This window comes from Cupriavidus sp. FW305-27 (assembly GCF_058787995.1).
Genome location: NZ_JBYTAG010000001.1, coordinates 200,845 through 213,364, shown reverse-complemented (window position 1 = coordinate 213,364; position 12,520 = coordinate 200,845). Strand labels below are relative to the sequence as shown.

General features: G+C 68.2%; 11 protein-coding genes. 10 read left to right on the top strand and 1 reads right to left on the bottom strand.

The features are described from left to right. Positions 1 to 164 precede the first annotated feature (164 nt). The 6 genes from AC3WRI_RS00915 (at position 165) to AC3WRI_RS00890 (ending at position 7,090) form a co-directional block, all read left to right on the top strand. Positions 165 to 1,490: an MFS transporter gene (locus tag AC3WRI_RS00915; RefSeq protein ID WP_492292348.1), complete on the top strand. Its 1,326-nt coding sequence runs from the start codon at positions 165 to 167 to the stop codon at positions 1,488 to 1,490. Positions 1,491 to 1,508: 18 nt separating this feature from the next. Continuing rightward, positions 1,509 to 1,688: a hypothetical protein gene (locus AC3WRI_RS00910; RefSeq protein WP_454749936.1), complete on the top strand. Its 180-nt coding sequence runs from the start codon at positions 1,509 to 1,511 to the stop codon at positions 1,686 to 1,688. Next, a complete protein-coding gene (locus AC3WRI_RS00905) occupies positions 1,678 to 3,033 on the top strand; it encodes an amidase family protein (protein WP_492292346.1) in 1,356 nt (451 codons plus the stop codon). Before AC3WRI_RS00910 ends, AC3WRI_RS00905 begins: the two co-directional genes overlap by 11 nt. 207 nt (positions 3,034 to 3,240) lie before the next feature. Next, on the top strand, positions 3,241 to 4,194 hold the full coding sequence (locus AC3WRI_RS00900; protein WP_010811012.1) for a Bug family tripartite tricarboxylate transporter substrate binding protein: 954 nt from the start codon (positions 3,241 to 3,243) through the stop codon (positions 4,192 to 4,194). Positions 4,195 to 4,221: 27 nt separating this feature from the next. Continuing rightward, complete coding sequence (locus AC3WRI_RS00895; RefSeq protein WP_492292345.1) at positions 4,222 to 5,727, top strand: N-acyl-D-amino-acid deacylase family protein; 1,506 nt, start codon at positions 4,222 to 4,224, stop codon at positions 5,725 to 5,727. A gap of 25 nt (positions 5,728 to 5,752) precedes the next feature. Next, positions 5,753 to 7,090, top strand: coding sequence for an aspartate aminotransferase family protein (locus tag AC3WRI_RS00890; RefSeq protein ID WP_010811014.1), 1,338 nt, complete (start codon positions 5,753 to 5,755; stop codon positions 7,088 to 7,090). A 94-nt stretch (positions 7,091 to 7,184) separates the two neighbouring features. Here the strand turns inward: AC3WRI_RS00890 and AC3WRI_RS00885 are convergent, their stop codons facing one another. Further along, on the bottom strand, positions 7,185 to 8,342 hold the full coding sequence (locus AC3WRI_RS00885; RefSeq protein WP_011617660.1) for a methyl-accepting chemotaxis protein: 1,158 nt from the start codon (positions 8,340 to 8,342) through the stop codon (positions 7,185 to 7,187). Positions 8,343 to 8,550: 208 nt separating this feature from the next. Between AC3WRI_RS00885 and AC3WRI_RS00880 the strand changes: the two genes are divergently transcribed. From AC3WRI_RS00880 to AC3WRI_RS00865, 4 genes are all read left to right on the top strand, one after another. Beyond that, positions 8,551 to 8,958, top strand: coding sequence for a DUF2946 family protein (locus AC3WRI_RS00880; protein ID WP_010811016.1), 408 nt, complete (start codon positions 8,551 to 8,553; stop codon positions 8,956 to 8,958). A gap of 138 nt (positions 8,959 to 9,096) precedes the next feature. Beyond that, positions 9,097 to 11,208 carry a TonB-dependent receptor gene (locus tag AC3WRI_RS00875; RefSeq protein WP_492292344.1) on the top strand — a complete coding sequence of 704 codons (2,112 nt, stop codon included), beginning with the start codon at positions 9,097 to 9,099 and terminating at the stop codon, positions 11,206 to 11,208. A gap of 21 nt (positions 11,209 to 11,229) precedes the next feature. Continuing rightward, the gene (locus AC3WRI_RS00870) at positions 11,230 to 11,946 is read left to right on the top strand and encodes an ABC transporter ATP-binding protein (RefSeq protein WP_058696590.1); all 717 of its coding nucleotides are present in this window, start codon (positions 11,230 to 11,232) and stop codon (positions 11,944 to 11,946) included. Then, the coding region (locus tag AC3WRI_RS00865) for an ABC transporter permease (protein WP_492292343.1) at positions 11,943 to 12,520 on the top strand (578 nt) is incomplete at its 3' end. The genes AC3WRI_RS00870 and AC3WRI_RS00865, both read left to right, overlap by 4 nt.

Genomic DNA, 12,520 nt, shown 5'->3' with positions numbered 1-12,520 from the left:
ATGCATTGCCGCCCTTTTTCATTGGGCGGGTCTTCCGCGTCACGTGAAGGCATAAAACCGTTTGTTTCAGTGTAAACGTTAGTGGAACGTTTGTTTCATATTCCGCTATGATGGCATCTCCATGGCGCCGGATACCGCGCGCCCGTACAAGGAGGAGATCCATCATGTCCCTGGCCAAGCCAGCCATCCCGCAGTCCCCGGGCCACGCCGCGGTGTTGCCGGACGCCGCCGCCGCCGCGTTCGCCAAGGTCACGCGCCGCATCGTGCCGTTTATCGTGCTGTGCTACTTCTTCAGCTACCTGGACCGGGTCAACGTGGGCTTCGCCAAGCTGCAGATGCAGCAGGCGCTGGGGCTGAGCGACGTGGTCTATGGCCTGGGCGCGGGCATCTTCTTCTGGGGCTACATGCTGTGCCAGGTGCCCAGCAGCCTGCTGATCTACCGCCTCGGCATGCGCCGCAGCATGGCGGCCATCATGATCCTGTGGGGGCTGGTATCCGCCGCGACCATGTTCGTGACCACGCCGATGGAGTTCTACGCGGCGCGCTTCCTGCTGGGCGTGACCGAGGCCGGCTTCTTCCCGGCCGCGGTGATGTACCTGAACAAGTGGTACCCGGCCGACCGGCAGTCGCGCATCATGTCGATCCTGTTCCTGGCGATGCCGCTGGGCATGGTGCTGGGCGGCCCGATCTCCGGCGCGCTGATGTCAGCCACGCATGACCTGCACGGGCTGCAAGGCTGGCAGTGGATGTTCCTGATCGAGGCGCTGCCGGCCATCGTGCTGGGCCTGCTGCTGTTGCGCATGCTGCCCGAGTCGCCGGAGGCCGCGCCATGGCTCACGCCGGCCGAGGCGGGCGCCATCACGCGCACGCTGACCACCGAGAACGCGAAGAAGAACACCCGCTTCATCGCCGCGCTCAAGTCGCCGGTCCTGTGGATGCTGATGGCGATCTGCCTGCTGTTCAATATCGGCAACTACGGCCTGGTGTTCTGGCTGCCCACCATCATCCAGTCGACCGGGATGTCGTCGCCGCTTGAGATCGCCATGCTGACGGCGATCCCGTATGCGGTCGCGTGCGTGGCGATGAACGTCAACGCCGCGCACGCCGAGCGCACCGGCGAGCGCCGCCTGCACTCCGCGCTGCCGCTGCTGGTGGCCGCCGTCGGCATGTGGGCGAGCACGCTGTTCCCGCACAACACGGTGATGGCGATGGTGTTCCTGACTATCGGCATTTCCGGCCTGATGGCCACGCTGTCGATGTTCTGGGGCCTGCCGGGCCGCGTGCTGGCCGGCACCGCCGCGGCTGGCGGCATTGCCATGATCAACAGCGCGGCCAGCCTGGCCGGCCTGATCGGCCCGGTGCTGATGGGCGGCATCAAGCAGAGCACCGGCAGCATCTCGCTGGGCGTGCTGGCGCTGGCCGGGCTGATGCTGGCCGCGGCGGTGCTGATCCTGGCGATTCCACGCCAGCTGATGCAATCGCGGAGCTGAGGGATGGCGCAAGCAACCATGGCACAAGCAAGCGATGACGATCCCGCCGGCCTGGTGGCACAAGCCGCCGCGGGCCTGCAGGTGCCGGTGGCACCTCAGGATTGCGAGCAGGCCGCCGCGCTGCTGGCCGGCATGGCGGCCATGGTGGCGGGCCTGCGCCAGGCGCTGGCGCAAGCGGAGGGGCAGCATGGTTGCTGACACGCTGACCGCCGCCGCCATGGCCGCGCAAGTACGCAGCGGCGAGCGGCTTGCCCTCGACCTGGTGCAAGACGCCCTGCAGCGCGCCGAAGCCGCCGCGCCGCTCAATGCCTGCTCGGCGCTGCTGGCGGACAGCGCACTGGCGCAGGCCGCCGCGCTGGACCGGCTGCGCGCGCAGGGCCGGCCGCTGCCGCCGCTGGCGGGCGTGCCGTTCGTGGTGAAGAGCCTGCTGGACGTGCGCGGCCACGCCACGCTGGCCGGCGCCGCGCCACGCGCGCAGGAGCTGCCGGCACTGCGCCATGCCGATACGGTCGAGGCGCTGGTCGCCGCGGGCGCGGTGCCCGTTGCGCTGGCGGCGATGGACGAATACGCGTGCGGCGCTACCGGCGAGAACGTGATCGGCGGTCCGGTGCGCAATCCGCTCGATCCGTCGCGCATCACCGGCGGCTCGTCGGCCGGCACCGCGGCGCTGGTGGCTGCCGGGGTGGTGCCGTTCGGGCTGGGTTCGGATACCAATGGGTCGATCCGCGCCCCGGCCGCGTTCTGCGGCATCTGGGGGCTGCGCCCGACCACGGGGCGGTTGTCCCTGGCCGGATGCGTGCCGTATGCGCAGAGCCTGGATACGGTCGGCCCGATGGCCGGCAGCGCCTGTGACCTCGCGCTGGCCTATGCGGCAATGCTCGGCGTGGACGCGCCTGCTGATCCGCAAGGCCGTGGTGCCGCGACGCTGCGCGTCGGCGTGCTCGGCCGCGGCTTCTCCGATTTTGCCGAGCCCGCGGTGCAGGCGGCGGTGCTGCGTGTGGCCTCGGCCTTTGGCGCGGTGCGCACCATTGACCTGCCCGACGCCGACAGTTCGCGCGATGCCGCCTCGGTGATCTCCGCCTACGAAGTCGGGCGCAACCACCAGGCCATGGGCTTCTCCGAGCGCCATGGCGGCTACAGCGCCTTCGTGCGCCAGCGCATCCTGGCCGGGCTGGCGATGCCGCGCGGCTGGTATGACATCGCGCGCCAGTACCAGTCAGCGTGGCGGCAGCGGCTGCTGGCGCTGTTCGATGACGTCGACCTGCTGCTGGCCCCTTCGACGCCCTATGCGGCCACGCCGATCGGTGCCGACACCGTCAACGGCACCGGCCGCATCTATTGCCCACGTGCCGATGCCGGGCACCTGACGCGCCCGTTGTCGCTGGCGGGCCTGCCCGTTGTAGCCGCGCCGTGCGCGGGCGAGGGCTTGCCCGCAGGCATCCAGATCGTGGCCGCGCCCGGGCTCGAGAGCCAGGCACTGGCGGCGGCGCGCTTCCTTGAGGCGCAGGGGCTGTGCCGCAGCGCGACGCCCCGATGGCTGTAACGACTGTTTCATGGAGTTCGGGCCGTTGCGGCAAAGGCATTCGTGCCGGCGTCGCATCGTTATTGTTTCATGATGAGCATTTAAGAAACAAATGTTGCATTGGTTCGGGTCATGCCCCTATACTGCAAACGCGTAGCCGGGTCCAACCCAGGTACTGAACGGGATATCGAGATGCAAGATCAAAGGCAGCAGCAAAAGCGACGGTTCATGGCCACCCTGTTGTGGCTGGGCGCCGTGGGCCTGGCTGGCCCGGCAATGGCGGACAGCTATCCGTCGCGCCCGATCCGCCTGGTGGTGCCGTCAGCCGCCGGCGGCAGTCCCGACGTGCTGATGCGCGCATTGGGCGCCGAAGTCGGCAAGTCGCTGGGCCAGTCGTTCGTGATCGACAACAAGCCCGGCGCCTCGGGCGTGATCGGCATCTCCGAACTGGAACGCGCCGCGCCTGACGGCTACACGCTCGGCTATGCCAACAACGTGACGCTGTCGATCAACAAGAGCACCTTCCGCAAGCTGCCGTACCGGCCCGATGCCTTCGTGCCGGTGGTGCTGCTGTTCAAGGTGCCGAATGTGATCGCGGTCAGGCCGGAGATGCCGGTGAAGACCTTTGCCGAGCTGGTGGCCTACGTCAAGGCCAACCCGGACAAGGTCACCTATGCCTCGCCGGGCCAGGGCACGTCCGGCCACCTGACTGGCCAGCTGCTCGCGGACAAGGCGGGGCTGGCCTGGACGCACGTCGGCTACAAGGGCAGCCCGCAGGCCGCCACCGATGTGATGGGCGGCCAGGTCAATGTGCTGATCGACAACATGCCGACCATCCTGCCGCTGATCAAGGCCGGCAAGCTCAAGCCGCTGGCGGTGACCAGCCTGGCGCGCTCGCCGCTGCTGCCGGCGCTGCCCACCATCGCGGAGTCCGGCGTGCCGGGTTTCGAGGGGGTGGCCTGGGGCGGCCTGGTCGCGCCGCAAGGCACGCCCGCCGGGGTGGTGGGCAAGCTCAACGGCGCCTTCAACCGCGCGCTGGCGGATCCGGCCATCAAGGACAAGTTCGCCGCACTGGGCGCCGAGACGGTCGGCGGCACGCCGCAGGCGCTGGCCGGCTATGCCGCGCGTGAAACCGACAAATGGGCGGCCGTGGTCAGGCAGGCCGGCATCACGCCGCAGTAAGGCCCGCCAACGAGACAAGGATTGACGATGGCATCGCAACCAGCCGCGCCCCGGCGCGCCGACCTGATCTTCCGCAACGCCACGGTCGTGGACGGCACGGGCGCAGCCCGCCGCGTGGCCGATGTGGCAGTCACGGGCGACCGCATCGTCGCCGTAGGCGACTGCGCTGACATGACCGCGGACCATACCGTGGACGCAGCCGGCCGCGTGCTGGCACCGGGCTTTATCGATGCCCACACGCACGACGACGGCTACCTGCTGGTGCATCGGGACATGACGCCCAAGGTGTCGCAGGGCATCACCACCGTGGTCACCGGGAACTGCGGCATCAGCGTGGCACCGCTGGTCAGCAGCGCGCCGCCGCAGCCGCTGGACCTGCTGGGGCCGCCCGCGCTGTTCCGCTTCGATACCTTCGCGCAGTGGCTCGACGCATTGCGCGCGACGCCGGCCAACGTCAACGTGGTGCCGCTGCTCGGGCATTCGACGTTGCGCGTGCGCGCGATGCCGGAGCTGAACCGGGCCGCCAATGCAGAAGAAATCGCTGCGATGCGCGACGAGGTCAGGCTGGCAATGGAGGCGGGCGCCTTCGGTGTCTCGACCGGCACGTTCTATCCGCCCGCGGCAGCCGCCACCGAAACCGAGATCATCGCCGTGTGCGAGCCGGTCCGCACCCACGGCGGCGTCTATTCCACCCACCTGCGCGACGAGACCGACGACATCGTGCCGTCGATCGAAGAAGCGCTGCGCATTGGCCGCGCGCTTGACTGCCAGGTGGTGTTTTCCCACCACAAGGTCGCGGGCAAGCGCAATCATGGCCGCTCGGTCGAAACCCTCGGCCTGCTGGCCGACGCCGCGCGCTTGCAGCCGCTGTGCCTGGACTGCCATCCCTATCCCGCGACCTCGACCATGCTGCGGCTGGACCGCGTGCGCCAGTCCACGCGCACCATGATCACCTGGTCCACCGGCTACCCGCCCGCGGGCGGCCGCGACTTCCACGAGCTGATGCAGGAGCTTGGCCTGGACGAGGACGCGCTCTTGGCAAAGCTGCGCCCCGCGGCGGCGATCTACTTCATCATGGATGAGCGCGATGTCGAGCGCATTGCGCAGTTTCCGCTGACCATCTTCGGCTCGGACGGCCTGCCGTTCGATCCGCGCCCGCATCCGCGCCAGTGGGGCACCTTCCCGCGCATCCTGGCGCGCATGGTGCGCGAAGACCAGCTGATGACGCTGGAAACCGCAATCCACAAGATGTCCGGCCTGGCCGCGCAGCAATACGGGCTGGCGGACCGCGGCCGGATCGTGCCGGGCGCGTTTGCCGACCTGGTGCTGTTCGATGCGGACCGGGTGCAGGACCGTGCCACCTTTGAAGACCCGCTGCAACTGAGCACCGGCATCCACGGCGTCTGGGTCAACGGCGCCAGGGTCTGGGAACAGTCCACACAGACGGACAGCGAAGGCAGCGCACTGCCCGCGTTTTCCGGCCGCGTGCTGGAGCGCCACCCCGCCGACACCGATTCCGCTCTGCGCCGCTGACGCGCGGCACCACCACCACACCATCATGACCCACGTATTCCATCGCAATCCGCGCCAGAAGCTGCCCGTTGCCGTTGCCGGGCAGGGCATCGAACTGATCGACAGCGAAGGCCGGCGCTATCTCGACGCCTCCGGCGGTGCCGCCGTGTCGTGCCTGGGGCACGGCCATCCGCGCGTGATCGAGGCGATCAAGTCGCAGCTCGACACCATCGCCTACGCGCATACGTCGTTCTTTACCACCGAGGTATCGGAAATGCTGGCCGAGACGCTGGCGCAGGCCGCGCCGGGCGATCTCGACCATGTCTACTTTGTCTCCGGCGGCTCCGAAGCGGTGGAGTCGGCGCTGAAGCTGGCGCGCCAGTATTTCGTCGAAGCCGGGCAGCCCAGCCGCCGCCACTTCATCGCGCGCCGCCAGAGCTACCATGGCAACACCCTGGGCGCGCTGGCCATCGGCGGCAACGCCTGGCGGCGCGAGCCCTTCCTGCCGCTGCTGGTGCCGGCGCACCACGTGTCGCCGTGCTATGCCTACCGCGACCAGCAGGCCGGCGAGACCGACGCGCAATACGCACGGCGCCTGGCCGACGAGCTGGAAGCCAAGATCCTGGAACTTGGCCCCGACACGGTGGCCGCCTTCGTTGCCGAAACCGTGGTGGGCGCCACCGCCGGCGCGGTGCCGCCGGTGGGCGACTACCTGAAGCGCATCCGCGCCGTGTGCGACAAGTACGGCGTGCTGCTGATCCTGGATGAAGTGATGTCAGGCATGGGCCGTACCGGCTTCCTGTTCGCGTGCGAAGAGGATGGCGTGGTGCCCGATATCGTCACCATTGCCAAGGGCCTGGGTGCGGGCTACCAGCCGATCGGCGCGATGCTGTCGACGCGCAGGATCTACGACGCCATCGTCGGCGGCAGCGGCTTCTTCCAGCATGGCCATACCTATATCGGCCATGCCACGGCCTGCGCCGCGGCGCTGGCGGTGCAGCGGACCATTGCCGAAGACAACTTGCTGGCCAACGTGCTGGCGCGCGGCGAGCAACTGCGCGCACGGTTACGCGAGGTGCTGGGTGACCATCCCAACCTGGGCGATATCCGTGGACGCGGCTTGTTCGTCGGTGTGGAGTTCGTGGCCGACCGCGACAGCAAGGCCACGCTCGATCCGGCGCTGAAGACGCATGCGCGCCTGAAAGCCGCCGCCGTGCAGAACGGCCTGCTGGTCTATCCGATGGGTGGCACGGTCGATGGCGTGCATGGCGACCACGTGTTGTTCGCACCGCCGTTTATTTGCACGCCGCAGGATATCGACAGGATTGTCGAGCGCTTTGCGGCGGCGGTGCAGGCGGTGCTTCCGGCTTGCGTGACGGCTTGAATTGCTGAAGGGTCCTGCCTCCCGCTGGTTTGCTCCCCTCTCCCGCTTGCGGGAGAGGGGGCGCGCAATCAGTCAGCAATCCGCGCTGCCCACATCAGCCGAACGCCGCAACCTGCCTGAATGCGCCATGCCCCGGCGCCTGTGCTGACGCCGGTTCCGCATCCAGCCTGAACTCGCCCACCACGCGCTGCAGCTCAGTGGCCTGGCCCGCCAGTTCGTGCGAGGCACTGGCCGCCTGCTCCACCAGCGCCGCATTCTGCTGCGTCACGGTGTCCATCTGCGCCACCGCCTCGTTGACCTGCGCAATCCCGGCACTTTGCTGTTCAGAGGCCGCAGTGATCTCGCCCAGCAGCCCGGTCACGCTGGCCACTGCCTGAACGATCTCCTGCATGGTCTCGCCGGCCTGGCCCACCAGTGCCGAGCCGCTGTCCACCTGCTGCACCGAATCGTCGATCAGTTGCTTGATCTCCCGCGCCGCCGACGCACTGCGTTGCGCCAGCGTTCGCACCTCGCCGGCCACCACGGCAAAGCCGCGCCCCTGCTCACCCGCGCGCGCGGCTTCCACCGCCGCGTTCAGCGCCAGGATATTGGTCTGGAAGGCAATGCCTTCGATCACTTCGATGATGTCCGTGACCTTGCGCGAGCTGGCGCTGATCGCCGACATGGTCTGCACCACGTTGCCCACCACTTCGCCACCGCGCGCGGCGATTCCCGATGCGGTTGCCGCCAGCCCGTTGGCGGCGCGCGCGCGTTCGGTGTTCTGCTGCACCATCGAGGTCAGCTCGCCCATGCTTGACGCGGTCTCTTCCAGCGCCGCCGCCTGCTCTTCCGTGCGCTGCGACAGGTCGGTATTGCCCGCGGCAATCTGGTGCGAAGCGGCGGTGATCGAATCGGTGGAAGCGCGGATGCGTGTCACCAGGTCGGTGAGCATGTCTTCCATCTCTCCCAGGCCGCCCAGCAGCCGCCCAAACTCGCCGCCGCGCTCGGTGTCGAACTCCTGGCTGAGGTCGCCAGCCGCCACGGTCTCGGCTATGTAGACGGCTTCTGACAACGGCGCCTCGATGCTGCGCGCCAGCGCCCAGACCGCGCCCACCGCCAGGCATAGCCCACCCACGCCCAACGCGATCAGCAGGCGCCGCGCATCGGCCGCCTCCTGCATCCGCGGCAAGGCCACCGCGATCCCGATCGCCATCAGCGACCACATGGCGCCAAATGCCGCGCCCAGGCGTATGCGAATCCCCAGGTTTTGCATGTCTCTCCCCCGTTTCCACCCCAGAAGTGCAGGCGCCGGCGTGCCGGCTGCCTGTCTTGCCAATGTCTTCGCTGGCCAACTCTTGCTTAACGGCGGGAACGGTGCAGTCTTTAGCGGCTTGCAGGACAGGCTTGTCGCGGCATCGACTTACAATTGCAATTGAGTTGCGTTAATATGGCGCCGGTCGACACAGCCAGCGCCTCCATCAATGCGTAAGCATGCGAACTTCGTTCGTCTCATCTGGGCCGTGCTCCTGCTCTTGCTAGTGCAGGCGTGGGCCGCGGTGACGCACGTGCATGCGGTACCGGGAACGCGGTTGGAGGCTGTCGTGGCGAACACAAGCGCAGGCGCAATCCCCGATACGGCCGCCACGCCGGACACGTCCGACACGGACCGCGTGCCTGCCGATGGCACGACGGATTGCGATTGCCTGTGGTGCTCGCCCCGGTTGCATCTCTTCATCAGCGCCGCCATCGCGGTGCAATTGCTCTGCGTCATCCTGCGCCTGTTGTCACGGGTACGGCAGGTCGATGTCGCCGCGCCGACATGGCGTACCCGCTTCCTCTCTCCGCCCGCCTTGCGCGCGCCACCGGCGCTGGCCCGCGCCGCCGGCTAACCCCCGGCCGCATCCCTTTCCCGTATATCTGATTGCGCGTCCGCTGCGTCATGCCAGGCGGGCGGCATGCTCACGTCTGAATTTTGTACGGCAAGCCCGGTGCCCGTAGCGGATACCGCCGGGCTGCCGCGAGGCCTCATGAACAAGAACGAAAACACGGGTGCCGCGCGCCCCCTGGCCTGGACACTGCTCTCGCTCTCGTCGGGCGTCTTCAGTCAGGCCGCATTTGCCGAAGGCCAGCATACGGTGCTGCCGGAAGTCAGCGTGGTGGCGACGCAGGACACCAGCCTGCAAGGCAAACGCAAGCTCGTGACCACGGACAGCACCGGCCTGCCGGCCGCGGTCTCGGTCGTCACCGCCGACGAGTTGGGCACCATCAATATCGGCCGGGACATCTCCAACATGTTCCGTCGTGTACCTGGGGTGGTGGCCAACAACATCGACCAGGGCGATACGGGCAACGGTTTCCGCATGCGCGGCTTCGCCACCCAGGGCACGCACGGCGCCGACACCGCAGTCTATGTGGACGGGGTGCCGCAGAACATGCCGTCCAGCCAGGCCGGCGCCGGGCATGGGCCTGCATTCCTGGAATGGCTGACCCCGGACATGATCGGCCAGATCGACGTCATCAAGGGGCCGGTGTCCGCGTTGTATGGCGACCAGAACCGGGCGGGTGCCGTGCCGATCAGCACGCAGTCGGGCGACGTGCCCTCCAGCATCGGCATCGACTTCGACCGGTACAACGGCAAGCGCGCAACACTGGTCCTGTCAGGCAGCCATGCGTTCCGGCCCGGGCCTGAGCCGATCAAGTCGCTGTTCGTGGCCGATATCTACCGCACCCATAGCTACCGGTACGACGGCAGCACCGACCGCGACAACTTTTTCTGGAAGCTGTCGACCAGGATCGGCGACGGCGTCTACAGCCTGCGGCTCAACCACTATCGCTCCGAATCGACAGCCGCCGGCTACCTGCTGCTGAGCGACCTGCAATCCGGCAAGGTGGACCCGCGCTCCACGCAATACGGGCTGCCGGGCTTCGGCAGCGGCAAGCGTTCGATGTTCGCGCTGAATCGCGCCCCGGCGCATGGCGAGGACGGCTGGTATGCGACGTTGTACGGGGAAGCCTTCGAGCGCGAGCGTGGCATTGCCACCAGCAGCGTGCAGCACACCGTGGGTTCGGATGACCGGAACATCTTCGGCGGCCGGCTGGCCAACAACTTCACCTTCGGAGACCGGGCCGCGCTCATGGTCGGCGCGGAAGTGCGCCGCGACCGCGGCGACGCGCAGCGCCAGATCTGGGTGCGTGGCGTGCCCACTGCGAACTATATCAACGCGCAGCAGCTCGACCTGCTCACCTACGGGCTGTTCGTGCAGGGGCAGTTCAGGCCCGTCGAAGCGGTCAAGCTGACCGCCGGCCTGCGGCGCGACTGGTTCGACTACGACATCGTCAACCGCAAGCTGCCGGCAGCGAGCACCGACTACTTCTCGGGCGTCACCACGCCGAAGCTCGGCGCGGTCTGGTCGGTGCTGCCCCGGCTCGACCTGTTCGCCAACGTCGCGCAGGGCTTCCGTTCGCCGGCCGCGGAGCAGATCAGCAGCAGCGGGGCCACGGGCCCGCTGGGCGCGCCCGGCGGCACGGTCTATGACGTATCGCCGTCGAAGGTGAAATCCTACGACGTGGGCTTTACCGCGACGCCGGCCAACAACCTGACCGTGACCGCAGCAGCCTACTACACGCTGAATGAGGACGAGATCGTGGGGCAGCCGGACGGATCGTTCAAGTCGGTCGGCGACACGACGCGCAAGGGATATGAGCTCGAGGCCCGCTGGCGGCCCATCCGCCCGGTGTCGGTCTACGCCAGCTATGGCCAGATCATCCAGGCCGAAGCGAACAACCCGCTGCCCAACACGGGGGCCAGGCTGTCGGTTCCCCGGCACCTGCTCAAGCTGGGCGCCGAGTACCGCCAGCGGCTGCAGGGCGCGCAGCTGACCGTCAATGCCGATGCCTATCTGACTACCGGTATTCCCTACTACATGGGAACGCCGCAGACCCAGCTGCGTTTCATGCCGGCCTACACGCGCTTTGACCTGCGCGCGGTGCTCGACTGGAAGCAATACCAGTTGTCACTGTTCGCGGTGCTGCAGCCGCACCGGTTCTCGACCGAGGCCGCGTATGGGTCCGCAGCGGGGCTGCTGGTAGCGCCGCAGCCGAAATGGCAAGCCGGCATGGCGGCACGCTATTTCTTCTGACGTATTCGACGGAGACACGACATGCTTGAAATTCGTGACCTGGTTGTCCATCGCGACGGGCGTCGCGTGGTGGACGGCCTGAATATTGCCGTGCCGAAGGGCTGCATCTACGCCTTGCTGGGCGGCAACGGCGCGGGCAAGACCACCACCATCGATGTGACGCTGGGGTTTGTCCCGCCGGCCGGTGGCACGGTGCTGGTCGACGGACTGTCGCCCGTTGCCGATCCGGCTGCGGTCAGGCGGCGCGTCGCCTACCTGCCCGAGAACGTCGCGCTGTATCCCTACTTGTCCGGCGCGGAAAACCTGGATTACTTCTGCGCGATTGCCGGCATCAGCCTGTCGCGTGCCGAGGCCACGGCGCTGCTGGACGGCGCGGGGCTGGCCCGCGACGCGCACGGCCGGCGCGTAGCGAAATACTCGAAGGGCATGCGCCAGAAGGTGGGCCTGGCCATTGCCCAGGCCAAATCCGCGTCATTGCTGCTGCTTGACGAGCCGACCTCAGGGCTGGACCCGGCCGCGGCCGATGACATGGCAAGCCGTGTCCGGCAAGCGGCGGACGCGGGCACGGCGGTGCTGATGGCCACGCATGACCTGTTCAACGCCAGGCAGCTCGCCGACCGCATCGGCATCCTGCGTGCCGGCGTGCTGGTGGCCGAGTTTGACGCGGCCACCGTCGGCCACGAGGCACTGGCCTCAACCTACCTGGCCCATGCGCGCGCGCAGGGTGTTGCGCCATGATCAGGACCGTGGTTGTGAAGGAACTCAGGGCGATGGCCAGGGAGGGGCGCTTCGCAGCCCTGCTTGCGATCGGCGCCGCGGTATTGGCCGTCGCCATCCTGGCCTCGCTGCAGCGGCATGCCGCCGTCGCCAGCGAGGTGGCGCAGGTTACCGCCGCCACGCGGCAGCAGTGGGACGACCAGGGTGACAAGCATCCGCATCGCGGCGCGCACTTCGGCTTGTACGTGTTCCGGCCCGCCTCCGCGCTGACGGTGATCGAGCCGGGGCTGGGCGACTACTTTGGCCAGGCGCTGTGGCTGGAGCCGCACCGGCGCAATGTGGCGCGCTTCGAGCCCGCGCAGGATGCGCTGCCATCCACCCGCTTCGGCGACCTGAGCGCCGGCTTCGTGTTCGCGGTGCTGTTGCCGCTGCTGGTGATCGCAGTCACTTTCGATGCCGTCAGCGGCGAGCGGCAGCGCGGCACACTGCGCATGATGCACGGCGCCGGCGTGGCGCCGGCCAGGCTCGTGGCCGGCAAATTCCTGGCGCTGGGCGCGGGCTTTGCCGTGTTTGCGCTGGCCGTCGCGCGGGCCCC

What these genes read in the sequence shown, in the direction of transcription:
- AC3WRI_RS00915 (WP_492292348.1), top strand. Translation starts at nt 165, where the DNA reads ATGTCCCTGGCCAAGCCAGCCATCCCGCAGTCCCCGGGCCACGCCGCG.
- AC3WRI_RS00910 (WP_454749936.1), top strand. Translation starts at nt 1,509, where the DNA reads ATGGCACAAGCAAGCGATGACGATCCCGCCGGCCTGGTGGCACAAGCC.
- AC3WRI_RS00905 (WP_492292346.1), top strand. Translation starts at nt 1,678, where the DNA reads ATGGTTGCTGACACGCTGACCGCCGCCGCCATGGCCGCGCAAGTACGC.
- AC3WRI_RS00900 (WP_010811012.1), top strand. Translation starts at nt 3,241, where the DNA reads ATGGCCACCCTGTTGTGGCTGGGCGCCGTGGGCCTGGCTGGCCCGGCA.
- AC3WRI_RS00895 (WP_492292345.1), top strand. Translation starts at nt 4,222, where the DNA reads ATGGCATCGCAACCAGCCGCGCCCCGGCGCGCCGACCTGATCTTCCGC.
- AC3WRI_RS00890 (WP_010811014.1), top strand. Translation starts at nt 5,753, where the DNA reads ATGACCCACGTATTCCATCGCAATCCGCGCCAGAAGCTGCCCGTTGCC.
- AC3WRI_RS00885 (WP_011617660.1), bottom strand. Translation starts at nt 8,342, where the DNA reads ATGCAAAACCTGGGGATTCGCATACGCCTGGGCGCGGCATTTGGCGCC.
- AC3WRI_RS00880 (WP_010811016.1), top strand. Translation starts at nt 8,551, where the DNA reads ATGCGTAAGCATGCGAACTTCGTTCGTCTCATCTGGGCCGTGCTCCTG.
- AC3WRI_RS00875 (WP_492292344.1), top strand. Translation starts at nt 9,097, where the DNA reads ATGAACAAGAACGAAAACACGGGTGCCGCGCGCCCCCTGGCCTGGACA.
- AC3WRI_RS00870 (WP_058696590.1), top strand. Translation starts at nt 11,230, where the DNA reads ATGCTTGAAATTCGTGACCTGGTTGTCCATCGCGACGGGCGTCGCGTG.